Annotated in this window: 23 protein-coding genes; 11 read left to right on the top strand and 12 right to left on the bottom strand. The window is 74.6% G+C overall.

Annotation, left to right across the window (positions count from 1 at the left end; genetic code table 11):
* Genes ACQFYA_RS00610 through ACQFYA_RS00625 form a run of 4 tightly spaced genes read right to left on the bottom strand, consistent with a single transcriptional unit; the run spans position 1 to position 3,249 of the window.
* Entirely contained in the window at positions 1-363 is a 363-nt protein-coding gene (locus ACQFYA_RS00610; protein WP_499120523.1) for a lycopene cyclase domain-containing protein, read from the bottom strand.
* Entirely contained in the window at positions 360-719 is a 360-nt protein-coding gene (locus ACQFYA_RS00615) for a lycopene cyclase domain-containing protein (protein WP_499120525.1), read from the bottom strand. The genes ACQFYA_RS00610 and ACQFYA_RS00615 overlap by 4 nt, the downstream gene beginning before the upstream one ends.
* A complete protein-coding gene (gene crtI / locus ACQFYA_RS00620; protein ID WP_499120526.1) occupies positions 716-2,338 on the bottom strand; it encodes a phytoene desaturase family protein in 1,623 nt (540 codons plus the stop codon). The genes ACQFYA_RS00615 and crtI overlap by 4 nt, the downstream gene beginning before the upstream one ends.
* Entirely contained in the window at positions 2,335-3,249 is a 915-nt protein-coding gene (locus tag ACQFYA_RS00625) for a phytoene/squalene synthase family protein (protein WP_499120528.1), read from the bottom strand. The genes crtI and ACQFYA_RS00625 overlap by 4 nt, the downstream gene beginning before the upstream one ends.
* 76 nt (positions 3,250-3,325) lie before the next feature.
* On the opposite strand from ACQFYA_RS00625, the gene ACQFYA_RS00630 reads away from it, so the two are divergent.
* The 4 genes from ACQFYA_RS00630 (at position 3,326) to ACQFYA_RS00645 (ending at position 5,644) form a co-directional block, all read left to right on the top strand.
* A complete protein-coding gene (locus ACQFYA_RS00630; protein WP_499120530.1) occupies positions 3,326-3,853 on the top strand; it encodes a MarR family winged helix-turn-helix transcriptional regulator in 528 nt (175 codons plus the stop codon).
* Positions 3,854-3,917: 64 nt separating this feature from the next.
* Positions 3,918-4,769, top strand: coding sequence for a DUF3800 domain-containing protein (locus tag ACQFYA_RS00635; protein WP_499120532.1), 852 nt, complete (start codon positions 3,918-3,920; stop codon positions 4,767-4,769).
* Positions 4,770-4,852: 83 nt separating this feature from the next.
* On the top strand, positions 4,853-5,182 hold the full coding sequence (locus ACQFYA_RS00640; protein WP_499120534.1) for an STAS domain-containing protein: 330 nt from the start codon (positions 4,853-4,855) through the stop codon (positions 5,180-5,182).
* Between the two features lie 24 nt (positions 5,183-5,206).
* Positions 5,207-5,644: an ATP-binding protein gene (locus ACQFYA_RS00645; RefSeq protein ID WP_499120536.1), complete on the top strand. Its 438-nt coding sequence runs from the start codon at positions 5,207-5,209 to the stop codon at positions 5,642-5,644.
* Between the two features lie 33 nt (positions 5,645-5,677).
* Here the strand turns inward: ACQFYA_RS00645 and ACQFYA_RS00650 are convergent, their stop codons facing one another.
* Positions 5,678-7,930 carry a SpoIIE family protein phosphatase gene (locus ACQFYA_RS00650; RefSeq protein WP_499120538.1) on the bottom strand — a complete coding sequence of 751 codons (2,253 nt, stop codon included), beginning with the start codon at positions 7,928-7,930 and terminating at the stop codon, positions 5,678-5,680.
* A 257-nt stretch (positions 7,931-8,187) separates the two neighbouring features.
* On the opposite strand from ACQFYA_RS00650, the gene ACQFYA_RS00655 reads away from it, so the two are divergent.
* Entirely contained in the window at positions 8,188-10,455 is a 2,268-nt protein-coding gene (locus tag ACQFYA_RS00655) for a pectate lyase family protein (RefSeq protein ID WP_499120540.1), read from the top strand.
* A gap of 129 nt (positions 10,456-10,584) precedes the next feature.
* The gene (locus ACQFYA_RS00660; protein ID WP_499120542.1) at positions 10,585-11,502 is read left to right on the top strand and encodes an ornithine cyclodeaminase family protein; all 918 of its coding nucleotides are present in this window, start codon (positions 10,585-10,587) and stop codon (positions 11,500-11,502) included.
* Between the two features lie 20 nt (positions 11,503-11,522).
* Here the strand turns inward: ACQFYA_RS00660 and ACQFYA_RS00665 are convergent, their stop codons facing one another.
* From ACQFYA_RS00665 to ACQFYA_RS00675, 3 genes are all read right to left on the bottom strand, one after another.
* Complete coding sequence (locus ACQFYA_RS00665) at positions 11,523-12,308, bottom strand: alpha/beta hydrolase (RefSeq protein ID WP_499120544.1); 786 nt, start codon at positions 12,306-12,308, stop codon at positions 11,523-11,525.
* A complete protein-coding gene (locus tag ACQFYA_RS00670) occupies positions 12,305-13,207 on the bottom strand; it encodes a GNAT family N-acetyltransferase (RefSeq protein WP_499120545.1) in 903 nt (300 codons plus the stop codon). The genes ACQFYA_RS00665 and ACQFYA_RS00670 overlap by 4 nt, the downstream gene beginning before the upstream one ends.
* Before the next feature lie 89 nt (positions 13,208-13,296).
* Positions 13,297-16,683 carry a DUF5979 domain-containing protein gene (locus tag ACQFYA_RS00675; protein ID WP_499120547.1) on the bottom strand — a complete coding sequence of 1,129 codons (3,387 nt, stop codon included), beginning with the start codon at positions 16,681-16,683 and terminating at the stop codon, positions 13,297-13,299.
* Positions 16,684-16,875: 192 nt separating this feature from the next.
* On the opposite strand from ACQFYA_RS00675, the gene ACQFYA_RS00680 reads away from it, so the two are divergent.
* Positions 16,876-17,835 carry a sensor domain-containing diguanylate cyclase gene (locus ACQFYA_RS00680; protein ID WP_499120549.1) on the top strand — a complete coding sequence of 320 codons (960 nt, stop codon included), beginning with the start codon at positions 16,876-16,878 and terminating at the stop codon, positions 17,833-17,835.
* Between the two features lie 335 nt (positions 17,836-18,170).
* On the opposite strand, the gene ACQFYA_RS00685 is transcribed toward ACQFYA_RS00680, so the two are convergent.
* Complete coding sequence (locus ACQFYA_RS00685) at positions 18,171-19,094, bottom strand: SDR family oxidoreductase (RefSeq protein WP_499120550.1); 924 nt, start codon at positions 19,092-19,094, stop codon at positions 18,171-18,173.
* Between the two features lie 222 nt (positions 19,095-19,316).
* Between ACQFYA_RS00685 and ACQFYA_RS00690 the strand changes: the two genes are divergently transcribed.
* Complete coding sequence (locus tag ACQFYA_RS00690) at positions 19,317-19,829, top strand: low molecular weight protein-tyrosine-phosphatase (protein WP_499127393.1); 513 nt, start codon at positions 19,317-19,319, stop codon at positions 19,827-19,829.
* A 22-nt stretch (positions 19,830-19,851) separates the two neighbouring features.
* Here the strand turns inward: ACQFYA_RS00690 and ACQFYA_RS00695 are convergent, their stop codons facing one another.
* A complete protein-coding gene (locus ACQFYA_RS00695; RefSeq protein ID WP_499120552.1) occupies positions 19,852-20,766 on the bottom strand; it encodes a LysR family transcriptional regulator in 915 nt (304 codons plus the stop codon).
* A 135-nt stretch (positions 20,767-20,901) separates the two neighbouring features.
* Here ACQFYA_RS00695 and ACQFYA_RS00700 point away from each other — a divergent pair, with 135 nt between their 5' ends.
* The 3 genes from ACQFYA_RS00700 to ACQFYA_RS00710 all read left to right on the top strand — a co-directional run bounded on the left by ACQFYA_RS00700 (position 20,902) and on the right by ACQFYA_RS00710 (position 23,470).
* The gene (locus ACQFYA_RS00700; protein WP_499120554.1) at positions 20,902-22,332 is read left to right on the top strand and encodes a nucleobase:cation symporter-2 family protein; all 1,431 of its coding nucleotides are present in this window, start codon (positions 20,902-20,904) and stop codon (positions 22,330-22,332) included.
* On the top strand, positions 22,332-22,844 hold the full coding sequence (locus ACQFYA_RS00705) for a nucleoside deaminase (protein ID WP_499120555.1): 513 nt from the start codon (positions 22,332-22,334) through the stop codon (positions 22,842-22,844). Before ACQFYA_RS00700 ends, ACQFYA_RS00705 begins: the two co-directional genes overlap by 1 nt.
* An 80-nt stretch (positions 22,845-22,924) precedes the next feature.
* Positions 22,925-23,470, top strand: coding sequence for a GNAT family N-acetyltransferase (locus ACQFYA_RS00710; RefSeq protein ID WP_499120557.1), 546 nt, complete (start codon positions 22,925-22,927; stop codon positions 23,468-23,470).
* Here the strand turns inward: ACQFYA_RS00710 and ACQFYA_RS00715 are convergent.
* Positions 23,424-24,659, bottom strand: coding sequence for an alpha/beta hydrolase (locus tag ACQFYA_RS00715; RefSeq protein WP_499120559.1), 1,236 nt, complete (start codon positions 24,657-24,659; stop codon positions 23,424-23,426). The two genes, ACQFYA_RS00710 and ACQFYA_RS00715, sit on opposite strands and share 47 nt — an antisense overlap.
* Before the next feature lie 46 nt (positions 24,660-24,705).
* Positions 24,706-26,145, bottom strand: coding sequence for a GntT/GntP/DsdX family permease (locus ACQFYA_RS00720; protein ID WP_499120560.1), 1,440 nt, complete (start codon positions 26,143-26,145; stop codon positions 24,706-24,708).
* Positions 26,146-26,156: the final 11 nt, after the last annotated feature.

Raw genomic sequence — 26,156 nt, forward strand, 5'->3', positions numbered from 1 at the left:
TCACGCCTCCACCTCCTGCCGGTGGCGCGGCTCGTGCGCCGGGCGCCCGGACTCCCGGTCGTCGTCGCGACCTCCGAGCAGCGCCCACAGGCTCGGCAGCAGCAGGGCGGCCACCAGGGGCCAGGCGAGGTCCTCGACGGGGGTGAGCCACACGCGGGCGCCGACGAGGGCCGCCTCGTCGTAGCGGAAGAGGTCGGCGGCGATCATGAGGCTGTCGAAGACGACCGTGAGGCCGCCGAGCAGGACCGCGGTGATCAGGGTCGCGGCCCACCACCGGGCGTCGAGCCGCCGCAGCACGGAGACGACGACGGCCAGCACCGCCGCGGCGGCCACGACCGCGACCGCGAGCCCGCCGTACGTCATGCGCCCTCCCCGCGGGGCACGGGCCGCGGACGGCGCAGGACGCGGTGCACGAGCCCGTGCAGCACGAGGGTGACGTAGACGAGGAAGAGGACGAAGAACAGCTCCTCGAGCGGCAGGTGCGGCGCCAGCTCCACGCCGGTCATGGCCGCGCCCCCCCGGGAGTAGAAGCCCTGGCCGATCGCGACCAGGTCCCAGGCCAGGAACGCCACGACGCCCAGGGCGAGCACCACGGCGCCGCGGGCCGGGCGGGACGACCACAGCACCAGACGGGCCCGGCGGTCCACGAGGGCCATGCACGCGAGGCACCCGAGCAGCAGCCCCAGGTAGAGGAACGACGTCCAGTGCAGGGTGATCACGTCCTGTGGGCGAAGGGCGGGGCCGGCTCGGACAGCGGGGTCGCGGTGGTGTCGCCGTGCAGCCGCTTGACGGCGAGCTCGGCGCTGATGAGGCACATCGGCAGGCCGATGCCGGGGATCGTGGAGCCGCCGGCGTGCAGCAGCCCCTCGACGTGCCGCGACCGGTTGCCGGCGCGGAACATGGCGCTCTGGCGCAGGGTGTGCGCCGGTCCGAGCATGCCACCTGACCACGACGAGAGGTCGTCGGCGAAGTCGCCCGGGCCGACCGTGCGGCGCACGACGACGCGCTCGCGCAGGTCCGGGACCCCGGCCCAGGCCGCCACGCGGTCGATCGCGGCGTCGGCGATCGCCTCGACCGCCGCGTCCCCGGCGCCGTCCTCCCCACCGCGCCCCAGGCTCGGGTCGGCCGGGACCGGGACCAGCAGGAACAGGTTCTCGTCGCCCGCGGGCGCCACGGACCGGTCGGTGCGCGACGGCGCGCACACGTACAGCGACGCCGGGTCGGGCACGCGCCCGGCCGCGATCGCGCCGAAGTTCTCCCGCCAGTCGGCGGTGAAGAACATCGAGTGGTGGGCGAGCTGCGGCACCCGGCCGCGCACGCCGAGCATCACCAGGACGCCGCCGGGGCCCGGGTCGCGCCGCGACCACCAGGACGGCGACCGTCCGCGCAGTCCCGGCGGCAGGAGCTCCGTCTCGACGTGGTGCAGGTCGGCGGCGGTCACGACGACGTCGGCGGGGGCGTGGTGCTCGTCCCCCGCGGCGTCGACCCACCGCACCCCGGTGACCGCGGCCCGAGGGCGGCGGGCCCCGGGGCGTGGGTCCCCGGTCCGCGCCGCCCCCGGGCGGGCCTCGACGGCGGTGGTCGTGATCGAGGTCGCGCGGGCCCGGGTGCGCAGGGTCGCCCCTGCGCGGACCGCGAGGCCGGCGACCGCGTCGACCACGCGTGCGAACCCTCCCTGTGGGTATCGCACCCCGCCGTCGAGATCGAGGGCGCTCATGAGGTGGTACATGCTCGGCGTCCGCTCGGGCGAGGAGCCCAGGAAGACCGCCGGGTACCCGAGCACCTGGCGCAGGCGCACGTCGTCGAACCGCGCGGCGACCCGGGAGCCCAGGCTGCGCGTGAGGAGCGGCGCGAGCCGGTGCAGCCGGGCGGCGACGTCGCGGGACGCGTACGGGCGCCACGAGGAGAACGTCGTGTACAGGAAGTGCCGCAGCGCCATGTCGTAGGTGTCGTGGGCCGAGTCGAGGTAGTGGTCCAGCCGGGCGCCCGCGCCGGGCTCGATCGCCTCGAACGTCGCGACGTTCGCCGCGCGGTCGCGGGCGATGTCGATCGGCTCGTCGTGCCCCTCGGAGAACACCCGGTAGGCCGGGTCGAGCGCCACCAGGTCGAGCTCCTCGGCGGCGGACGAGCCCATGAGCCGGAACCAGTGGTCGAAGACCTCGGGCATGAGGTACCAGGACGGCCCGGTGTCGAACCGGAAGCCGTCGCGCGTCCACGACCCGGCGCGCCCGCCGAGGGCGTCGTGCCGCTCGAGCACCTCGACGTCGTGCCCCTCCCGCGCGAGCAGGCCGGCGGTGGCGAGCCCCGCGATCCCCGCGCCGACGACGACGACCTTCATCGCCACACGTCCTTCGCGATCGCGGTCGCGACGAGGCGCGCCTTGACGAGGTCGGGCACCCGCACGCGGCGGCGCCGGATCACGGCCGCGGGCGTCGCCGCGAGCCGCCGGGACAGCTCGGCGAACAGGTCGTGCGCCACCCGGACGGCGACCCGGGAGCTGCGCGGCAGGTCGCCGATGACGGCGGCGGCGGCGCGCAGGTCCGCGTCGACGTCGGCGAGCAGCCGGTCGCGGTCGCGGTCGTCGAAGGCGTCGACCGCCAGGCCCGGGAAGTAGCAGCGGCCGCGGGCGTCGACGTCCTCGGCCAGGTCGCGCAGGAAGTTGACCTTCTGGAAGGCCGCGCCGAGCCGCGCGGCACCGGGTGCGAGGCGCTCGTACGCCGCGTCGTCCCCCGCGACGAACACGCGCAGGCACATGAGGCCGACCACCTCGGCCGAGCCGTGCACGTAGGCCGCGAACGTGGCCTCGTCGTGCTCGGTGACGGTGAGGTCGGCCCGCATGGACGCGAAGAACGGCGTCACGAGGTCGGGGCCGATGGCGAACCGTCGGGCCGTGCGCGCGAAGGCGTGCACCACGAGGTTGCTGCTGCGCCCCCGCTCGACGCCTCGGGCCACCTCCTCCTCGAGGTCGGTGAGCAGCGCGTCGCGCTCGGCGGTGGTCAGGTCGGCCTGGACGTCGTCGACGATCTCGTCGGCCACCCGGACCAGCGCGTAGACGGCCCGCACGTGCTCGCGCACCGGGTCGCCCAGGAGGCGGCAGGCCCAGCCGAAGGAGGTCGAGTAGGCGTCGACGACGAGGGCCGCGCTGCGCGCGGCGACGGCGTCGTAGTCCGCGTCGGCGGTGGTGGGTGCCGTGGGCGCCGGGACCCCCCGGAACCGGGTGGCGGTATGCGTTGCCGGGACTGTGCTCATACGGGTCCTCACCTCCTCCGGGGAACATTACTAGTTTAGCAAGATACTAGCCAGAGAAGCGGTTACGATGGGTGCCGTGACCCAGGCACCCATCACGGGCCCGTCGTACTGGTACGGCGGGGAGGACCCTGAACCCCGGCAGCTGCTCGAGGCGCTGCGGGCGTTCCGCCGGTCGGACGAGGTCATGCGTCAGCGCGCCAGCCGCGACATGGGGATGAACCTCACCGACCTGCGCGCGCTCCAGCACGTCATCGCCTGCGAGGGCCGGGAGGATCCGGCCACCCCGCGGGGCATCGCGGAGTACCTGAGGATCTCCACGGCCTCGACGACGAAGCTGCTCGACCGCCTCGTCGCGTCGGGGCACCTCGAGCGGCGCCCGCACCCGTCGGACCGTCGGTCGGTCGTCGTCGTCGCCTCGCCGGCCGCGCACGCGGAGGTGCGGGAGCGCCTCACCCGGGTGCACGACCGGATGCTCCAGATCGCGCGCGACGTGCCGCCGCAGAGCCGCGCCGCGGTGCGCCAGTTCCTGCTGGCGATGGCGGCCGAGGTCGAGAGGGAGCACGACGACGTCGCCGGCACGGTGGTCGGCGAGGCGTCGGGCTGACGCGGACGCGAGCGCCGGCGTGCTCCGCTGGTGCCCGGACCGCTCGCCGTCGACGATGGGTCGCATGCCCGCCCCGGCGCCCGTCGTCGAGATCGCCTGCGACGAGTCGGGGTTCTCCGGCACGAACCTCCTGGACCCCGCCTCGCCGATGATCGCGCACGCCGGGGTGGACCTCACCGAGCCGGAGGCGGCGGCGACGCTGGCCACGCTCCGGTCCCGGTTCAACCACCGGCGGACCGAGGAGCACAAGGCCCACCTGCTGCTGCGGCCCGGGCAGGACGACGCCGTCGAGTGGTTTCTCGGCACGCTGGAGGGCCGGTCGTCGGTGCACGTCGTCGACAAGCGCGACCACCTGGCGTCGCGGGTGCTCGACCTGCTGACCGGCGAGCCGTCGTACCTCGACGGCACCCGCCTCGGCCGCGACCACGGCGCGTCGGTGGCCGTGCTGCGGGGGCGGGACGACGTGCTCGCCGCGTTCGTCGCGATGACGCGCCTCAAGCACCGGCGCCGCCCCGACCCCGCCGCCGTCGACCGCTTCCTCGCCGCGGTGCCGCCCCAGGTGCCCGAGCTGGCCGCGCTGACCAGGGCCGACGTGGTCGGCGTCCTGGGCCGGCTGCTCGACGACGACCCGGCGGTCCCGCCGCCGCTCGAGCCGCTCGTCCCGGCGCTCGCGGAGACCGCGCTGCGGTGGAGCGACGGCCGCCGGTCGGTCGCCGTCGTGCACGACGAGCAGAGCGCGCTGACCCCGCGGCGGGTGGCGCGGCTGGCCGACCGCCTCGCGCTCGCCGTCGCCCCCGCGCCGCCGCCGCTGGCGAGCGTGCGGCAGGTCGACTCGCGGCGCGACCCCCGCGTGCAGGTGGCGGACCTCCTGGCCGGAGCGGTCCGGCACGCCGCGATGGTCACCCGGTCGCGGTGACCTCTCGGAGCGCCGATTCCCGGGATGGCGGGCGGGTCGGGCAAGATATACGCGGCCGTGAAGCAGCCGCGGCCCACGCACACATGCATGAGGTGACAGTGGACGACGAGAACTGCCACGGGGGCGTCCTGCTCGAGGAGAACCCCCCGCGATGGGCGATGTGGGGCGAGATCGACGCCGCGGTGCGCGGTCGCGTCGCAGACCGCGTCGCTGCGCACCTCCGGGAGACCGGCGACGAGCACCTGACGGTGGACCTCGGCGAGGTCACGTTCTTCGACTCGGGCGGCCTGCGGCTCCTCTACGCGGCGGCCGACGCCAAGCCCACCCCGCCGGTGCTGGTCCGCGTCCCCGGAAAGATCCGCGACCTCCTGCGGATCAGCGGGGTGGAGTCGATGTTCGTCCTGCAGGACTGACGGAAAGGGGCCACGGTGGACACCATGTTCTCTGCGACGCACGTGCCCGAGGGATTCCGTGAGGTGCGGTCCTGGCCGCTCTTCACGATCGACGACCTCTCGGCCCTCCGCGACCAGCTCGGGACCACTCTGCCGGGCGGACCTCGCGCGAGTCTGGAGGAGGTGCCGGAGTCGGTCGTCATGGTGGCGAGCGAGCTGGCGACCAACGCGCTGTGCCACGGACGCGGGCCGGTGACGGTGCGCCTGAGCGCCCGTGGCGACGAGCTCCTGCTCGAGGTCGTCGACCGGGACCCGGAGCACGGCCCTCAGATCGTGTCGGCGCGGCCCGTGGGCGAGGGCGGCTTCGGCCTCCTGCTGGCCGCCCGGCTCGCCGACGAGACCGGCTGGTGGCGCACCCGGCAGGCCAAGCACGTGTGGGCCCGCTTCACGGTCCATGCGAACGTCCCGAGCCTGGCGTTCTGACCGGGACCCGGGTGCCGCCGGGATCGGAACGGCTCAGGAGCGCCGCACGACGACCACGGTGGCGTCGTCCGTCGAGTCCGGGTCGCGCACGGCCCTGAACAGCTCCTCGGGCGCGGCCGTCCGCGCGGCCGCGCCGCGGAGCCGTTCGACGGAGGCGAGGATGGACTCGTCCCGGCGCTCGACGAGGCCGTCGCTGTAGAGCAGGAAGGCGCCGTCCTCCGGCACCCGGAGCGTCCCGGCCCGCGCGCCGCGGGCGCCCACGCCGAGCGGCGGCGCCCCCAGAACCTCGGCCACGGTCGCGTCGCCCGGCCGCCGGACGACGGGCGGCAGGTGGCCGGCGCTGACGTACTCGACGTCGCCCGACCCCGGGGAGGCCACCGCGACGACGAGGGTCGCGACCTGCCCGGGCAGCGTGGTCCGCACCAGGTGGTCGAGCTGGTCGACCGCCTGCAGCACCGGGCTGCCGCTGACGAGCAGTGCCCGGAGGGCGTTGCGGAGCTGCCCCATCGTGGCGGCGGCCGGGAGCCCGTGCCCGGAGACGTCCCCGACGGCGACCACCAGCCGGCCGTCCTCCAGGCGCAGCGCGTCGTACCAGTCGCCGCCCGCGTGCCCTCCGCCGGTGGGCTCGTACCGGGCCTCGACGGCCCAACCCTCGACCTCGGGCAGGGCGGTCGGGAGCAGGCTGCGCTGGAGCATCGTCGCGGCGCGGATGTCGCGGTTGCCCCGCAGCAGCAGGCCCTCGCCGAGGTAGGCGCGCAGGGACGTGGCGACCTCGACCTGGTCCTCCGCCCACGGCGCGCTCGTGCCCCGCACGACCTCGCTCCACCGCGCGAACGACTTGCGGGGCGACAGGCGGACGGTGTCGCCCTCGCGGCGCGCGATGGCCTTGTTGTGGGGGTCGCCGCCCCAGTCGACGTTCTGCAGCACCTCGCCGCGCAGCCACACCGCGACGCCGCCGCCGGGGACGATGAGCGCCAGCATCCCGGGGGTGCCGGGCAGCGCCTCGGCCAGCTCCGGGGCCGCCTCGGCCAGCCGGTTCGTGGCCAGGACCTCCGTGCCCTGGTCGGCGAGCCGCCGGGCCAGCAGCTCGCACGTCGCGGCGGAGGGCGCCTCCCCCTGCGTGGCGACGCGGCCCTCCGCGACGACGAACGCGCCGTCGGCGGGCACGAGGTCGAGGAGGCCCGGCGACCCGGTGAGGGCGACGGCGAGCGGGACGTCGTCGTCGCGGGTGGCGGCGACGAGGCGCGACAGCACGCCGGCCGAGCGTCGGGCGGCCGCCGACCGGTCGTCCTCCTCCTGCGAGACGAGGCGGACGGACAGTGCGGAGCCGAGGAACTCCGCCGCCGAGCGCGCGGCGTACGACGGGGCGTGCGCACCCGAGTAGTGGTGGCACGCGATGAGGCCCCACAGTCGTCCGTCGCGCAGCAGCGAGATCGACATCGAGGCGCCGACGCCCATGTTCTGCAGGTACTCGACGTGGATCGGGGACACGCTGCGCAGGGTGCTGTAGGTGAGGTCGAGCGGCTGGGCGGTGACCGGGTCGTCGGTGGGGACGATGACCGCAGGCCGGTACCCGATGTCCGAGATCAGACGGATCCAGTTCTTCTCGTACAGCGCGCGCGCCTGCGGCGGGATGTCCGACGCCGGGTAGTGCAGCCCGAGGAACGCGTTCAGGTCGCTCCGCCGCGCCTCGGCGGCGACCTCGCCGTTGTAGTCGGCGTCGAAACGGTAGAGCATCACCCGGTCGAAGCCGGTCAGCTCGCGGACACGCCGGACGGCGACGTCGTACAGCTCGTCGAGCGACGACGCCCGGTCGAGCTCGGTGAGCGCGTCGCGCACCGGCGCGTACGTGCTCGTGTACGAGAGCGACACGTGGCTGGAGAACGGCTCGAGCTCGAGGACCAGGACCTCGGGTCGGCCGGGCGACCCGGTGCCCGGGGCGTGGTGGAGCACCGCCTCGAACCGCTCGACGGTTCCGCGCACCTCGACCTCGAGCTCGAGCGGGTTGCGCAGCCGGGGGTCGTCCACGCGGGCGACGTGCTCGAGCACCGTGGCGGCCGCCGCCGGGCCGATCGCCTCGGCGAGCGTCGCGCCGAGGACCGCGTCGAGGTGGCGGCCGAGCACGGAGGCGACGTTCTCGGAGCACTGGGTCACGACGGCGTCGTCGGTGCGCAGCGCGAGCAGGACGCCCCGGGGCTGGACGCGGCCGGGGATGTGGATGGGCTCGCGCGCGCAGTTGTCGAGGTCGACGGCCTCGTCGGGTGCGAGGAAGACCTGGTCCGACATCGACCCTCCGAACGGCGCCTGGTGTGCTCCGAGGAGGATACGGGCGCCGGGGACGCCGTGCGAGGCGCATACCAGAGCGAGGCCGTTCCGACCAGGGGGGTTGCGGGTGAGAAACCGGTCTCCTATGGTGTGGGAAACCGGTTGCTGTGATCTGTCCGTGACCAAAGGAGGTCGCGGACGGCGACGCTCCCCGAGGGGACGCCCGCCGGCGCCGGCTGCAGGTCCCGCGTTCGACGACGAAGGTGAGGCAGCAAGGAATGAGACGACACACAGCGCGACGACTCCTCGCGGCAGGGGTGACGACGTCCCTGGCCGCTGCGATCGGGGTGACCGCCCTGACGCTCCCCGGGGCGCAGGCCGCGACGGGCAGCGCGACCGGGTTCGCCACCCAGAACGGCGGCACGACGGGCGGAGCGGGCGGCGAGGTCGTCCGGGCCACGACCGGCACGGAGATCCACGAGGCCCTGTGCGGCCGGGCCGCCGACGACACCCCGATCACGATCGAGGTCGAGGGCACGATCGACCACGGCAACACGACCAAGGTCTCCGGCGACAGCTGCAACACGGCCGAGGACACGATCGAGCTGAAGGAGGTCAGCAACGTCACGATCGTGGGCGTGGGCTCCGGCGCCACGTTCGACCAGCTCGGCATCCACCTGCGGTCGGCCAGCAACGTCATCATCCAGAACGTCACGGTCAAGAACGTCAAGAAGTCCGGCTCCCCCACCTCGAACGGCGGCGACGCCATCGGGATGGAGTCCGGGGTGTCGAACGTCTGGGTGGACCACGTGACGCTCGAGGCGTCCGGCGGCGAGTCCGAGGGGTACGACGGGCTCTTCGACATGAAGGGCGACACGACCTACGTGACGCTCTCCTACAGCGTCCTGCGCAACTCCGGGCGCGGCGGCCTCGTCGGCTCCGGCGACAGCGACCTGGACAACGGCCCGGCCACCTACCACCACAACCTCTACGAGAACATCGACTCGCGCCTGCCCCTGCTGCGCGGCGCGACGGCGCACATCTACAACAACCACTACGTCGACATCCACGAGTCCGGCATCAACGCCCGCGCCGGCGGCGAGGCCAAGGTCGACAACAACTACTTCCAGGACTCGAAGGACGTGCTCGGCACGTTCTACACCGACCGGCCGGGCTACTGGCAGGTGTCGGGCAACACGTTCGACAACGTGACCTGGTCCGAGCCGGGCGAGGACAACAACCCCGCGGGCCCGGACCCGGAGTCCACGACGTCGGTCAGCATCCCCTACGACTACGCGCTCGACGACGCGGCCTGCGTGCCCGACGTCGTCGCCGCGACGGCGGGGGCCGGCACCGGGCTGAAGGTCTCCGACGGCTCGTGCGACGCGCAGGAGCCGGCGCCGACCGACGACCCGACGGGCGAGCCCACGACCGACCCCACGGACGAGCCCACGACCGACCCGACCGACGCCCCCGCACCGGCCGAGGGTGCGATCTACGCGGCGCCCGACGGTGCGGACGACGCGGCCGGCACCGAGGCCGACCCGACGACGGTCCCGGCGGCGGTCGCCCAGGTCGAGCCGGGCGGGCAGATCTTCCTGCGCGGCGGGCAGTACGACCTGGCGGACACCGTGACGATCGAGCCGGGCAACGACGGCACGTCGTCGGCGCGCACGCTGCTGTCGGCGTACCCGGGCGAGACGCCGGTGCTCGACTTCTCGGCGCAGGAGGAGGACCCCGCCAACCGGGGTCTCGCCATCGGCGGCGACTACTGGCACGTGTACGGGCTCGTCGTGCAGCACGCGGGCGACAACGGCATCCTGCTCGGCGGCAGCAACAACGTCGTCGAGCGCACGGTGACGGCCTTCAACCGCGACACCGGCCTGCAGCTCTCGCGGCTCGTGGCCGGCGCGCCGGAGGAGGACTGGCCCGCGCACAACCTGGTCCTCAGCTCCGAGTCGCACGACAACGCGGACTCGGACGGCGAGGACGCGGACGGCTTCGCGGCGAAGCTCACGTCCGGGCCGGGCAACGTGTTCCGGTACGCGGTGTCCCACCACAACATCGACGACGGCTGGGACCTGTACACCAAGGACGACACGGGCCCCATCGGCGTGGTGACCATCGAGGACTCGCTGTCCTTCGAGAACGGCACCCTGTCCGACGGGTCGCAGGCCGGCAGCGGCGACCGCAACGGCTACAAGCTGGGCGGCGAGGACATCGGCGTGGACCACGTGGTCACGGGCAGCATCGCCTACCACAACGGCAAGCACGGGTTCACGTACAACAGCAACCCGGGCTCGATGACGATCGCCGACAACGTGAGCATCGGCAACGAGGAGCGCAACTTCAACTTCGACGAGGGCAGCCACGCGTTCAGCGGCAACGTCTCGTGCGACAGCGGCTCCACCGACCGGATCGTCGGCGACGACGACGGCACGAACCAGTTCTGGTCCGGCGAGAACGGCGCCGCGTGCGACGCCTACGCCGGCGACCTCGACTGGTCCTTCGCGGACGACGGCGTCCTGGAGGTGACGTTCGGGTGAGCTGACGCCGCCGCGGCGGCGCCCTGGGACCCGGCCGGCCCGTCGACCCCTCCGACGGGCCGGCCGAGGTCTGCCCGCGACCCCCGTGGCATTCTGGCCACGGTCCCGCCGCCGAGCCCAGGAGTCCGCATGAGCAGCCTGCCGTTCGTCCCCGCCGACGAGGTGCGGCGCCGCGTGGGGCCGGACGCCGCGCGCCGCCTCGTCGAGCGGGCGTTGCGCGACGGCTTCGACCCGGCCGACGACCCCGCGCGGTCGTCGGTGGCCGCCGCCGGCGGGCACCTGCTGCTCATGCCGTCGGTGCTGGGCGACTGGGCCGGGGTCAAGATCGCGTCCGTGGCGCCGGACAACCCGGCGCGCGGCCTGCCGCGCATCCAGGCGACGTACCTGCTCCTCGACGCGGCCACGCTGACCCCGCGGCTGCTGATCGACGGGTCGGCGCTCACGGAGCTGCGCACCCCAGCGACCTCCGCGGTCGCCGCCGACCACCTCGCCGCGCCGGACGCGCGCCGGCTGGTCGTCCTCGGTACCGGGCCGCAGGCGGTCGGGCACGCGGTGGCGATGGCGGCGGTGCGGAACCTCGACGACGTCGCGCTCGTCGGCCGCGACCCGGGGCGCCTGGCCGGCGCCGTCGGGTCGCTCTCCTCGCGCGGCCTCCCGGCCCGCGCCGGGACGCGCGAGGACGTCGCCGCCGCCGACCTCGTGGTGTGCGCGACGTCGGCCGGCGAGCCCCTGTTCGACGGCGCGCTCGTGCGCGACGGGGCGTGCGTCGTCGCGATCGGCTCGCACGAGCCCGACCGCCGCGAGCTCGACGCCGGGCTCATGGCGCGCGCGCTCGTCGTGGTGGAGGACCGCGCGACCGCGATGCGCGAGTGCGGCGACGTCGTCCTCGCCGTCGAGGAGGGCGCGCTGCGTCCCGACGACCTCGTGCCCCTGGCCGACCTCGTGCGCGGCCGCGCACGGGCGACGGACCGCCCGAACGTCTTCAAGGGCTCCGGCATGGCGTGGCAGGACCTCGCCGTGGCGGTGGGCGTCGCGGAGGCGGCCTGACTGACGCCTGACGCCGGCGCTCAGCCCAGGCCGAAGAACGCGCCGGCCTCGGCGAGCACCTCCCCCGCGCGCTCGGTGGCGACGAACCCGTGCTCGGCGCCGGGCAGCTCGACGAGGCGGCAGGGCACGCCGTCGCGGCGGCAGGACGCCGCGAGCGCGCGGGCCTCGGGCAGCAGCGAGTCCAGCGCCCCGACGGCGACGACCGTCGGGGGCAGCCCGGCGGCGGACCGGTGCAGGCGCGGCGCGGCGGCGGGTTCGACGCCGGTCCACGCGCGCATCGCGAACGCGGACAGCTCGCGCCCCGGGCCGCCCGGGAGGGCGTCGTCGTAGGTCTCGAGCGACAGGTCGAGGTTCGGGTTGGTGAGCAGCAGCCCCGCCAGGTCGCGGTCCGTGCGCGCCGCCGCGGCGATTGCGACGGCCCCGCCCGCCGAGTCGCCGGCGAGGTACAGCCGGTGCGACCCCTCGCCCGCGAGGAGCTCGACGCCGGCCAGGGCGTCGGCGACGGACTCGTCCAGCGTCGCCTCCGGCGCGAGCCGGTAGTCCACGGACAGCAGGACGACGCCCAGCGCCTCGGCCGCCCGCCGGCACCAGCCGTCCTGCAGCTCGACGTCGCCGAACAGCCCGTACCCGCCGTGCAGGAACACCGCCGCGGCGCCCGGGTGCCGCCGGTCGGGCGTGTACCGGCGCGTCGCGACGCCGGCGTGCGCCGCGTCCTCCACCGCCCCGGCGAACGGGCGGCGCGGGCGGCCGGCGGCACGCTCGTGCGCGCCGCGGCGCAGCGCGGCGACGTCGGGCGTTCCGGTCACGGGACGATCCGCAGCTCGGCCATGTCCACCACCGGCTCGTAGCCCAGCCGCGCGTACAGGGCGTTCGACACGGGGTTCTGCAGGTCCGTGAAGAGGCAGACCCGGTGGCCGGCGTCGCGCAGCAGGGCGGACACGTGGGTCACCAGGGCGCCGGCGAAGCCTCGGCCGCGATGCTCCGCCGGGGTGAACACGGGCCCCACGCGCGCCACCCCGAGCGCCGGTCCCACGTACCCCACCAGCGAGACCGGCTCGCCGTCGGCCTCCCACCACCAGAGCTGGCCCGCCGAGACCCGCCGCTCGATGGGGTCGAGCGGGAGCGGAGGGACCGTCGAGGTCACGTCGCGCCCCGCCTGCCGTTCTGCGTCGGTATGGAACCGGCCGAACCACCGGTGCGCGAGACTCGCCTCGTCGGCGGCGCCGAGGCGCGGGGCGCCCCGGGGCGTGCGGGGCGGGGTCAGGGTGCCGAGCTCGAACAGGCGCGACGGCCGGGCCACCACGACGGCGCCGCCCGTGCGCTCCCGGACGCGATCCACGAAGGCCCGGGCCGGTACCTGGGCGCCGTTAGCGGCCTCGACGACCTCGCCGCGCGCCAGCAGCAGGTCGGCGAGGGACTCCGCGAGGGCCGGCTCCATGGGCATGAGGTGGGCCTGGTGCGGTGGGGCCGGAGCCGTCCGCATCGCGACGCCCGCGATCGCGCCGGCGGCGTCGCGGGCGACCGCGAACCAGCTCGGGTGGTCGGGGGCGGGCACGCCCTGATCGGCGTGCGACGCCAGCCGCCGGGCGGTGTTCGCCACGATGGTCGCCCGGACGGGCTGCTCGGCGAGCACCCCGGCGGCGGCGTCGAGAAAGGCCTGCGGGTCCTCGGTGAGCTCCCAGGTCGCGAGGGTGGGGTCGTCCATCCGCGCACGCTAGCGGAGCCCGCGGACGGGGCGCACCGGAATTGGTCGCCCGGCGCGCCCGTCCCCGACCTGCCCTCCGCGGCCGGTCGTCAGGCCACGACGCGGGCCAGGCGGCGCACGGTGAGGCCGAGCAGCACGAGCCCGGCCGCCAGCAGCGCGAGCGCCCCGCCGCCGAACCCGGTCTCCGGCAGCTCCGGCTGCTGCGGCTGCTGCGGCGTCGGGGCGGTCGGCTGCACCGTGTTGGTGAGCGTGAGGGCGTTGAGCCGCCCGTCGTCCGCGTGGATCACCACCCAGCCGTCGCCGTCGGGCTCCAGGGCCTGCCCGTCGATCGTCCAGCGCGGCGAGTCCCACGTGCCCCCGTCCACGGCGGGCGGGTCGACCTCGCGCAGCGAGATGGTGGTGCCCAGGGGGACGTCGTCGGCCTCGAACGGCTCGCCGAGCACGAGGTCGCCCTGCTGCACCGGTCCGTCGTCGACGCGGTACTCGACCGGGAACCGGGTGCCGTCCGGCACGCCGGACCCGTCGACGAGCTTCTCCACCCGCACCGTCGTGGTGGGCACCACCGAGTTGGTCACGGTGAATTCCGCCGTCCCGGTGCCCTCGTCGACGGTCAGGCCGCTGCCCGGTGACCAGGTGGGCACCGCCCACGTCCAGCCCGCCGGGAGCAGGTCGTCGGACGGCGCCTGCTCGGTGACGTGCACGGTGGTGCCGACCGGGAAGTCGCGGCCCGGGCCCACGGCCGTCCCGTCGGTCGGCGCCTGGATCACGCCGTCCGTCGTGCTGCCGTCCGGCAGGGTGGCCGACCAGTCGACCTCGATCGTCGGCGCGCTCACGTCGCCCGGGTCGGCGCCCTCGAGGTCCTTGGACACCTCGAAGGTGCCGTGCTCCACGGTCGCCTCGTTGGTGACGCCGACCTGCGCCGTCCCGCCGTCGTCCACGGTGATCTCCGACGGCGTGATCGTCGGGGTGCCCCAGTCCCAGCCGGGAAGGTCGGGCAGGTCCGCCTCGTCGAACGTGACCGTGGTGCCCGCCGGGAAGTCGACCGGGTCGCCGGAGGCGTCCGTCGGGGCGACGGGCTCGCCGTCCGGCGCGAGGGTGGTGGACCCGCTGGTCGTGGTCCCGTCGGCGTACGTCGCGGTCCATCCCACCGTGAACTCGAGGCCCTCGGGCACGTCCTCCGCGGCGGGGCCGTCGAGGTCCTTGGCGAGGGTGAACGACCCGGTGGGCACGTGCCCGACGTTCGTCACCTCCAGCGCGACCGTCTCCCCGTCGACCAGCTCGAGGGGGTAGTAGCCGTCGGCGTCCGCGTCGGTGAGCGGCTCGCCGTCCACCGTGAGCACCGGGTCCTCCCAGACGATGCCGTCGTCGTCGGTCGGCGCGGGCTCGCGCACCCAGACCGTGGACCCGTCCGGGACGGGCGCGCCGTCCAGGAGCGTGTCGACCGTGACCGGCTCGCCGGCGGCGATGTCGACGGTCCCGGACTCGCGCGGCCCGCCCGGCGGGTCGAACGTGTACTCGAGCGAGAACTGCGGCTCGGGGTCCGCCGGGCCGTCGAGGTCGAGCACCTTGACCACGCTGAACGCCGTCTCCGCGGTCCCGCCGCTGGTGCGCACGAGGAGGTTGGCGAGTCCGGCGTCGACCACCTGGTCGGAGCGGTCGATCGTGATGGTGTTCCCCGGGCTCCACGTGGCCGCGCCCCAGACGAAGCCCTCCGGCGGCGCCCCGCGGTCGGTCTCGGTGAGGGTGACCTCCGTGCCGACCGGGAACGACACCGGGTCGCCGGCGGCGTCGACGGGCCCGCCCGCGGCGAAGGTGCCGTCCTCGCCCGCGACGAGCTCGATGGTGCCGTCGCTCTCGTTCCCGTCCGGGTCGACGGCGGTCCACCCCACCGTGACGGTCGTGCCCGCGGGGACCGGCGGGGAGTCCTCCGTGCCGTCCGAGGCGGTCTTGGTCACCTCGAACGTGCCCTCGGTGCGCTCGGCGGTGTTCGTCACGGTGGCGTCCACGACGGCGTCGCCGTCGGCGGTGATGGTCACCGGGTTCGGGGACACCGCCGGGGCGCCCCACTCCCATCCCGGCACGTCGTCCGGCGGCTGCTCGTCGAACGTGACGACCGTGCCCACCGGGAACGTCGTCGTCGTGCCGTCCACGGACGTGGGGCGCACCGGGGAGCCGTCGGCGGGGAGCTCGAGCGTCCCCGTGCCGAGCACCTCGCCCTCGGGCGACGTCGCGGTCCAGTCGACCGGGAACGTGGTGCCGTCGGGCAGGTCGCCCGCGGCGATCCCGTCGAGCTCCTTGGAGATCTCGAACGTGCCCCGCGGCTCGCCGCAGGGGACGGTGCTCGCGAAGAGGAACGAGTGCACCTCGCCGCCCAGCAGGGTGACGTCGCGGCCGATCACCTGGCCGTCGAGCGGCGCGGCGTTCACCGTGACGTCGGCGAACGGCGCGTGGATCGACCCGTCGACGCGCTCGCCGGACCGGCCCACCGTCACGTCGCCCGTCACGGCGGACAGGTCCCAGAGCATGTACGGCGAGTACTGGCCCTGCGGGTCGATCCGCAGGCCCTGGACGTCGGTCGTGCCCTCCGGCACGCGGATGATCAGGGGGTTCTGCCGGCCGGGGACGGCGCTCCCCGGGGAGAACTGCAGCAGGCTGGCGCCCGCGACCAGCTCGTACGGCACCACGTTGGGCCGGTCGGAGGCCAGCGGCGCGAGCACCTTGCGGTCCCCGTCGTCCTCGGCGACCGTGACCTGGTGGGCGTCCTGGCTCGTCGGGTCGGTGAGGCTCGCGAGGCACTCGGCGCTCTCGTCCGTCGTCGCGTCCTGGTCGGCCTGCACGTAGTCGGCGACCACGTCCTGGGTGTCGCCCGTCCGCTCGGTGAAGATCGAGGTGTTGCTCCCCGTGGGCGGCTCGGCGTCCGCGGGGTACTGCTGCGCCGTCGCGTCGATGAGGGGCGGGCTGGAGCCCTGCTCGGACTCCCGCACCCAGCCCTCGCCGCGCGCGGAGGTTTGGTAGGGCCCGAGGTCGCGGTCCACCGTCTTCAGCGTGCCGACGTTCTCGGGCGTGGTGGCGCCGGCGCTGGTGATGTTGACCTGGCCGACGTTCCGGGACTCGTCCGGGTCGTACCGGCCGATGAGGAGGCGCGTCGGGTCGCCGTCGACCGTCGGGATCGTGTAGTCGGCGGTGCCGGCGGCCACGTGGATCACGGCCCACTGCGCGGTGTCCGTCACGGTGAGGTTGCGCCCCGCCGCGAGCGAGCCCTCGAGCTCCTGGTTGCCCACGGAGGCGTCGCGCTGCGCGTACACGGTGAAGCCGCCGGCGGACGTGAACGGGTTGACGTTCCCCTCGGCCTGCGCCGCGGCGGGCGGCGCCGTCGCGGTCTGCGCGCTCATGCCGACGAGGCCGCCCAGGGCGAGCGTCGCGGCCACGACGCCGCTCGTCGTCCGTCGTCCTCGTGCCTTGCCCGTCCACCCCATCTGCCGCAGCCCCCCGGTGCGTCGTCCTGCTCTGCCGGCGCCACTCTAGGGGCGGGGGTGAGCGGCCTGCTAGGTGGTCGCGCTCCCACGTTGCGCGGCTTCGCGGGGGCGTGCCTGAACGGCGCGCGAACGCTCGGCGAACATCTCCTGCCGCGGCGGGGTGCGGGCCCGCGTCGCGACCATACTTCCGCTGTGCACGACGAGATCGCCCGCCTCGCCCGCCACGTCGCCCCGCGCGGGACGACGCGCGCCGGCTCCGTCGCCGAGCTGGCGCAGCCCGTCCTGGTGGTGGGCTCCACGATGCCGGTCGGGCAGCTCGAGGTGGTCTTCCGGCGGCCCGAGGTCGGGTGCGTCGCGGTGCAGGACGACGCCGCGCCCGACCGCACCGGCATCGTCACCCGCGCGGGCCTCGCGGCCGCGCTGACCGGCCGCCTCGGGTACGGGCGCGCGGTCCTGGAGCGGCGCCCCACCGGTGCGCTCGCGGACTGGTCGCCCCTCGTCGTGGCGCCCGCGACGCCGGTCGCGGACGTCGCGACCCTCGCGATGACCCGGACGGCGCACCGCCGGTACGACGACGTCCTGGTGAGCGGGCCGACCTCCTGGGGCGCGGCGAGCACCGCCGACGTCATGCGCGCCGTCGTCGCCGAGCTCGCCGAGCGGTCCACCCGCGACCCGCTCACCCGCCTGCCCGGCCGCTCCGCGACCTGGTACTCCCTGGCGCACCGCTGCTCCCTCGTGCGCGGCGGGACGACCCGCGTCGTCCTCGTGCTGCTCGACGTGCGGGGCACCGCGACGATCAACGCCGACCACGGGCAGGACGTCGGGGACGCGGTGCTCGCGGAGCTCGCCACGCGCCTCGGGGCCGCGCTCCCCGCCGGGTGCGAGGCCGGGCGGGTGGACGGCGACGGGTTCGCGGTCCTCGCCACGCTGCCCGCGATGGACGACCTCCGGGCCGCCGCGTCGGCCGACGCGCTGCGGCAGCACCTGCTCGCGCGGCTCGCGGAGCCGTCGGACGGGTTCGGGCCCGCGCTGTGGCCCGACCTGCACTCGGCGGCCGCCTGGTCGGTGGCCGGCGCGGCCGACGCCGACGAGCTCGTCGCCCAGGCCGAGCGGCGCCTGCTGCGCGAGCGCCGCGCGGCGATGCTGGTCTGACGGCTCCGGACAGCAAGAAGCCCGCGGGCTGGAGGTCGAACCTCCTGCCGTGCTGGACGAGGGCACGGCACCCGCGGGATCCGGTGGTCGCGAGAAACTCGCTACCCGTCCCGTGCGCCGACGGTGCGACGACCTGGTCGTCGGGCCGACAGCGCGAAACGCTCAAGGGCGCACGCGACTAGCGCGCGACCACCTCATGGGTCCGAAGAGTCTGCACTGGTCGGATCACCTCCCTTCTCATGTGCCGACGACGCTACGCCCGCACCACGGGGGAGGCCAAGGGTTTTCCTCAGGGTGAACTTTCCGGGCGAGATCTCGGGCGGCGACGAGCGCGCTCAAGCCCTCCGCAGGTGCGCCCACTCGCCGGGGTAGTCGTCCAGCCACTGCGCCAGGGAGCGGGCGGGCCGGCCCACGAGCCGCCCGACGTCGTCGGAGACGCGGTCCAGCTCGCCCGCCGCGACGGCCGTGTACGACGTGACCCACCCGGCGACCTCGAACTCCGCGGCCCCGTACCCGGCGCGGGAGGCGTAGGCCTCCTCCACGGTCTCCGGGTGGTAGGTGATGTCGCGGCCGGCGGCGCGACCGAGCGTGGCCGCCACCTCGTCGAGCGTGAGGGCCTGCGGCCCGGTGACCTCGTAGGTCGCGCCGTCGTGGCGGGCGGGCCGCTCGTCGAGGATCACGGCGGTCGCGACGTCCGCGACGTCGTCGTGCGACACCGCCGCGACGCGGCCGTCGCCGGCCGGGCCGCGGATGACGCCGTCGCGCCCGACGAACATGCTCAGCGCGTGGAAGTAGAGGTTGTCGCGCAGCACGGTCCAGCGCAGGCCGGTCCGCGAGCCGACGTCGGCCAGGTGCCGCTCGGTGTGCCAGTGGTCGCGGGCGAACGTGAACTCCGCGTCGGGGGCCGCGCCGACGAACGACGTGTAGACGAGCCGCTCGACGCCGGCCGACGCCGCGGCGTCGATCATCGCGGTGTGCTCGGCGACCCGGTCGGGCGCCTCGCGGCCGCTCACCAGGAACACCGTGCGCACGCCCTCGAACGCCGCCCGCATCGCGTCCGTGTCGTGATAGCCGGCGGCGACGGCGACCTGGCACTCCGGCAGCGCCCGGCCGTCGCTCAGCCGCGGCGCCCGCGCCGGGTCCCGCACGACCAGCCGCTGTCGCGCGCCCTCCGCCGCGAGCCGGAACGCCAGCCGCGACCCGAGCCGCCCGCTCGCCCCGGTCACGGCGACCAGCCCGTCCGCCGCCCATCTCGCCATGGCACACGGTAGGCACGACATCGCCGCCATCGCTGGTTGAGCTTGTCGAAACCGGTCTCGACAAGCTCGACCAGCGGTGGCGACAAGCTCGACCAGCGATGGCGACAGGCTCAACCAGCGGTGGCGACAAGCTCGACCAGCGGTGTCGACAGGCTCGACCAGCGGTGTCGACAGGCTCGACCTGCGGGTGAGAATGGCCCGGTGACCGACCAGTACCGCGTGATGACCGTCTGCACCGGCAACATCTGCCGCTCCCCCATGGCCGAGATCGTGCTGCGCGACCGGCTCGAGTCAGCCGGGCTCGGCGACCGCGTGGAGGTCGCCTCCTCCGGCGTCAGCGACGAGGAGCACGACAACCCCGTGGACCGCCGCGCCCGCCGCGTGCTCGCGACCCACGGCTACCCGACGGGCGACGGCCACCGCGCCCGCCAGGTCACCGTCGACGACCTGGCCGGCCACGACCTGCTGCTGCCGATGACCGCCCAGCACGCGCGCCGGCTGCGCCGGCTGGCGGACGGCGCCGGGGGCCCGACGCCGGCCGGGCTCGCCGAGATCCGCATGTACCGGTCGTTCGACCCGGACGCGCCGGTCGTCGAGCCCGGCGGCGACGAGCACCCGCTCGACGTCGAGGACCCCTGGTACGGCGACGAGGACGGGTTCGAGACCTGCCTGGCCGAGATCGAGGCCGCCGCGGACGGCGTCGTGCAGCACGTGCGGTCACGCCTGGAGCGCTGAGCCCCTGCCCGACGGGACCTCGTCAGCGGGTGGTGGTCTGCCCGTAGGGCGACGTCTCGCTGATCTTCAGCCCGCGGAAAGCCTGGACGAGCCACGCCTCCGCCGCGTCGAGCCGGCGGCGTCGCTGCCACAGCAGGTCCACCGACACGATCCAGTCGGTGTGCGGGTACGCCTCCAGGGACAGCTCGACCAGCTCGCCCGCGCGGAGCTCGTCATGCACGAGCAGCCGGGGGATCGTCGCCCAGCCGACGCCGGAGCGCGCCAGGGAGATGAGCGCCTCGTACGAGTCCGCCGTCCACGTCTGTACCGATTGCAGGTACTCGCTGGTCGGCAGGGCCCGGGCGTGGGCGTCGTACGCGATGCGTCGGTACGCCCGCAGGTCGTCGAACGACGGGCGCGCGAGGCGCGCGAGCGGGTGCTCCCGGTGGGCGATGTGCGCCATGATCACCTTGCCGAGCTGGTGGAACCCGAGCGACTCGTCGTAGTTCGGGACGGCGAAGGCGACTCCGACGCTGGCGTCGCCCGTGAGCACGGCCCGGGCCGCGTCGCCCTGCGCGGGGTTGCGCAGGCGCAGGTCGGTGTGCGGGAAGCGCTCGGCGAACGCCGTGAGCACCGGCGTCGTCAGCCGGTGCGGTACCGCCACGGACAGCGTGACGCTGGTCGGAACCCCCTCGGCCAGGGCGTCGCCGTGGCGCTCGAACGACACGCTGCGGTCGTAGAGCGCCTGGGCTTCCAGGAGCAGCGCCTCTCCGGCCGCGGTCAGCGACGGCCGGCGCGTGGAGCGGTCGAACAGCGGGGTGTCCAGCGCGATCTCGAGGTGGGCGATGGCCACGCTCACCGTCGACTGAGACCGCTGCATGGCGCGCGCGGCCGCGGAGAAAGAGCCGTGCCGGGCGACGAGGACGAACGCCTCCACCTGGTCGATCGAGAACCTCATCCCGGCAAACTATCGGCTCTGTCGATAGAAACTCAGTTCGGTCATCGACCGAACCGGCCTAGTGTCCCCGTCACCGGCAACGAGGCCCATCCCGCCCGAGCAACGACGCCCGGGTCACGAGGAGAGGAGAGCCCCATGACGATGCAGAGGCGTCCCGGCAGGTCGAACCCCTCGACCGCCCCCGCGAACGACACGACTCCCGACCACCCGACGGATCCCGTCGACGAGATCCTCCCGGCCCGGTCGATGATCGCCCTGGGCCTGCAGCACGTGCTGGTCGTCTATGCCGGCGTCGTCGCGGTGCCGCTCGTGCTCTCGGGCGCGCTCGGGCTGACGTCGTCCCAGACCGTCACTCTCATCAACGCGAACCTCCTGCTCGGCGGTGTCGCGACCCTGGTGCAGACCCTCGGGATCTGGCGCTTCGGCGCGCGCCTGCCGCTCATCCAGGGCGCGTCGTTCATCGCCCTGTCGCCGATGCTGCTCATCGGCACGGAGTACGGCATGACGGCCGTCGTCGGCTCCTGCCTGGTCGCGGGCGCGCTGGCGATCTGCCTCGCGCCGGTCTTCTCCCGGTTGCTGCGGTACTTCCCGCGCGTCGTGATCGGGTGCCTCATCACGGTCGTGGGGATCTCGCTCATGCCCGCCGCGGCCGGATGGCTCGGCGGGGGCCAGGGCGCCGAGGACTTCGGCGCTCCCCGCCACCTGCTCGTCGGTCTGCTGACGATCGTCGTCACGCTCGTGGCGTACGTGCGGTTCAAGGGCCTCCTGTCCGCCCTCGCGGTGCTGATCGGGCTGCTGGTGGGCACGGTGGTGGCGATGGCCGCGGGGATGAGCGACTTCTCCGGCGTCGGCGACGCCGCGTGGTTCGGCGTCTCCGCGCCCCTCGCGTTCGGTGCCCCGACCTTCCAGCCCGTCCCGATCCTCGTGATGACCCTCGCGATGGTCGTGATCATGGCCGAGACGACCGGGAACACGCTCGCGATCGGGCGCATGGCGGGCACGGAGATCACGCCTCGCCGCCTCGGCGACGCCTTCCGCGCGGAGGGGCTGTCGACCATGGTGTCGAGCCTGGCCAACGGGTTCCCGCTCAACGCCTTCAGCCAGAACACGGGGCTGATCGCGATGACCAAGGTCCGCAGCCGGTACGTGGTCGCCGTCGCCGGTGCGGCCCTGATCGTCCTGGGCCTGTTCCCGAAGCTCGGAGCGGTGATCGCCGCCGTCCCGCCGGCGGTGCTGGGTGGCGGGGCGATCGTCATGTTCGGCATGACCACCGCGGCGGGCATCCAGGAGCTCGCGCAGGTGCGGTACCAGGACACGCCGAACGCGCTCATCGTCGCCATCGCGATCAGCGTCGGCGTCCTCCCGATGGCCATGCCCGACCTGCTGTCCGACGTCCACGGCCCGCTGCGGATGGTGCTCGAGAGCGGCATCTTCCTGTGCGCGATCGTCGCCGTGCTGATGAACGCCCTGCTCAACCGCGGCGGTGCGGAGGGCCTGCCCCCCGACACGGCCGCCCCCGTGGACGTGCCGACCACTACCGAGATCCCCGCACCGAGGAGCGCCTGATGACCGCACGGCCGACCGACACCGACCTCGACCTGCTGCGGCAGGCGATCGCCCACTCCGCCGACGCGAAGGAGCGTGGCCGACACCCGTTCGCAGCGCTGGTCGCGACGGCCGACGGGCAGGTCGTCGTCCGGCGGGGGAACAACTCGATGCCGCCGGAGGGCGACCCGACCCAGCACGCCGAGCTCACTGCGGCGGCGGCGGCGGCCGGCCTGCTGACACCCGGGGAGCTGGCCGGCGCCACCCTCTACACGAGCGCGGAGCCGTGCGTCATGTGCACGGGGGCGATCTACTGGTGCGGCATCGGTCGTGTCGTCTACGCGCTGTCGGAAGCGCGGCTGCTCGCGCTGACGGGCGACGACCCCGAGAACCCGACCTTCGCCCTGCCGTGCCGGGACGTCGTCGCGCACGGCCAGCGCGACATCGAGGTCGTGGGCCCGCTCCTCGAGGACGAGGCCGCAGCGCCGCACGTCGGTTTCTGGACGCGCCGCACCGACGCCGGGGCGGCTTGAGCGGCCGCACGCCGGCGACCGCCTGGCCCGCCCCGGAATTCCGGGGGCGGGCCAGGCCGGCGGGATGGAAGGATCCGAGGATGACGAACCCCCCGGAGACGATCACCGTGCGCCGCGCCCGTACGGACGAGTGGCGCGAGACCCGGGATCTGCGCCTGGCGGCGCTCCAGGACCCGGCGGCGCCGGTGGCGTTCCTCGAGACCCACGACGCGGCCGCGGCACGGCCGGACGTGTTCTGGCAGGACCGGGCGCGGAACGCGGCGACGAGCGACGTCGTGTGCGCGTTCGTCGCCGTCGACGCGGCCGGGCGCTGGGTGGGCATGACGACGGGGCTGGTCGAGGAGCCGGGGGCGACCGACGTGCTCGGCGGCCCGGTGGTGCAGCGGCAGGTGCACCTGGTCGGCGTGTTCGTGCGCCCCGAGCACCGCGGCGCGGGCGTGCTGCGCGAGCTGTTCGACGGCGTGCAGGCATGGGCGCGCGACCAGGGCGTCGAGCGGGCGCGGCTGTGCGTGCACGTGGACAACCCGCGCGCGCAGGCCGCCTACCGCAAGCTCGGCTTCGCGCCGTCGGGCTCGACGTTCATGCTCGAGGCGGGCCAGGAGCTGGAGCTGGTGCGGGCGCTGTGACCTCGCGGCGGCGCTCGCCCCGCCCCTCGCGCCGGATCTCGCGCCCCACCTCGTGCCGGCCGGCCCGGCGCTCGCGGCGGAACGTGCGGCGCCACCACGCCGCGACGCCCGACGACGCGGGCCCCGGGGCCGCCGGCCGCGGCCCGACGTAGGCGCCGAACCAGCGGGAGATCTCGCGCCAGACGGCCTCGCGGACGTCGGGCGCGGAGAGGGTGACGTCGTGCATGGCGCCGTCGAGGCGCACGAGCGTGACGAGGCTGCCCAGCGAGGGGACGCGCCGCGCGACCCCGCCGACCTCGAGCACGGAGTCGGTCGTGAGCATCTCGGGGCTCCACCGCACCGGGGCGGTCGAGCGGGCCGAGAGCAGCACCAGCACGGGCACGTCGATGCCGAGGCCCCGCGACACGCGCTCCTGCCCCTGGAAGATCGCGGACAACCAGGCGGGGGTGGTGCGCCAGCCGGTGTCGGGCCGCCAGGCGGGGTCGATGTCCCACGCCCCGTCGTACCGGTTGGAGACGCTGCGCACGTAGTACCCGAGGTCCACGTTCATCAGGTGGCTGCGCGGGGCGAGCGCGGCCTGCGCGCGCAGGCCGGGCTCGAGCATCCACCGCCCCACGCTGCGTGTCTGGAACTCCAGCCAGGGGCTGTTGAGCACGAGGGCGGCGGCGCGGCCGGGCTTGTGCGCCACCCACAGGCTGAGCACCAGCCCGCCGGTGGAGTGGCCCATGAGCACCAGCCGGCGGTCCGGCGACGCCCCCGGGCCGTGCCCGAGGACGGCGAGCGCCGCCTCGACGTCCTCGTCGTACGTCGCGAGCGCCGTGACGAATCCCGGCGTCTGGTGCTCGCGCAGGCTGCGGCCGTACTTGCGCAGGTCGAGGGCGTAGAAGCGCGCCCCCAGGCGCTCCCAGAACGCCGCGAGGTGGGTCTGGAAGAAGTAGTCGGTCCAGCCGTGCACGTACAGCACGTCGATGCCGGCGTCGGCCGCGGCGCCGGGGCCGGCACCGTCGTCCGCGCCCGGCTCGGGCGCCCTCCGCACCAGCGTCGCGACGACCTCGCCCTCGAAGTCCGGCTCCAGGCGCAGCGTGCGCTGCTCGAAGCCGGGCAGCACGTCGGGCGCCCACGCGCCGCGAGCGGCGCCCCCTTCTCCGGGGACGCCGCTCGCGGTGCTGCTGGTGCCGGCCTGGTCCACGCCCCGAACGTAAGGAACGCGGCGCGGCGGCGCGACCGGACGGCCGCTACACGACCAGCCAGAGCAGCCAGGTGAAGAGCAGGCCGAGGACGGCGATGATCGTCTCCATCACCGTCCAGGTCTTCAACGTCTGGCCGATGGTCATGCCGAAGTACTCCTTGACCAGCCAGAACCCGGCGTCGTTCACGTGCGACAGGATCAACGACCCGGCGCCGATGGCGAGGACGACGAGCGCCAGGTGCGTCGGCGTCAGGCCCGTGGCGAGCGGCGCGACGATGCCGGACGCCGTGACGATCGCGACGGTGGCCGAGCCGGTCGCGATGCGCACCAGCACGGCGATCAGCCAGCCCAGCACCAGCACGGACAGGCTCATCGCCACGGCCGCCTTGCCGATCGCGATGCCGGTGCCGCCCTCGACGAGCACGGCCTTGAAGCCACCGCCGGCCCCGACGATCATCGTGGCGCTCGCGATGGGCTTGAGGCTGTCCGTCATCTTGACCGTCAGCGTGGACGGCGAGAAGCCGACGCTCGTGCCGAAGGTGATCATCGCGAGCAGCACGGCGATGAGCAGGGCCACCAGCGGCTCGCCGATGAACGTCACGAACGGGAAGAACCACGCGTCCGGGCTGGCCCACACGTCGACGCCGGCGCGCAGCAGCATGAGCACCACCGGGCTGAGGATGGTCACGAGGGTGAGCGTGAAGGTGGGGTTGCGCGTCTTGACGGTGCCCGGCTCGCGGTCGCCGCTCGTGCCCCCGTCCGTGTCGTCGGCGACGATGCCGCCGCCGCCGCCCTGCGCGCCGATCGGCACCAGCTTCGCGGCGAACCGGCCCCACACCGGGCCGGCGATGATCACCGTGGGCACGGCGATGAGCAGGCCGAGCGCCATGGTGACGCCGACGTCGGCGCCGAGGTTGCCGATGGCGGCGAGCGGGCCGGGGTGCGGGGGCACGAAGCCGTGCAGCACCGACAGGCCGGCCAGCGCCGGCATGGCCAGCAGCATCGCGGGGAGGCCGGAGCGGCGCACCGCGAGCATGATCACGGGGATCAGCAGCACGAGCCCGACCTCGAAGAACATCGGGATGCCGATGAGGAAGGCGATCAGCGCCATCCGCCACGGGAGGCTCCCGGTGCCGCCGCGGAGGATCTTGTCGACGATCTCGTCGGCTCCCCCGGAGTCGGCCAGCAGCTTGCCGAGCATCGCGCCCAGCACCACCAGCACGCCGACGGTGCCCAGCACGTCGCCGACGCCGGTCTCGAACACGCCGGCGACGTCGCCGAGCGGGATGCCGGAGCCGATCGCCACGAACAGCGACCCGAGGGTCAGGGCGATGAAGCCGTGCATCTTGAGCAGCGTGATGAGCAGCACGACGATGGCGATGCCGATGGCGGTGACCACCAGCACCTGCGTGTCGTGACTGTCCCACGGCTGGTTGATCAGGGCGAGGGTGTCGTCGTCCCCGGCTGCCTGCAGCAGTGATCGCATCGGGGTTGTCT

The sequence above is a fragment of the Promicromonospora sp. Marseille-Q5078 genome (assembly GCF_050315395.1).
Classification (GTDB): Bacteria; Actinomycetota; Actinomycetes; order Actinomycetales; family Cellulomonadaceae; genus Isoptericola.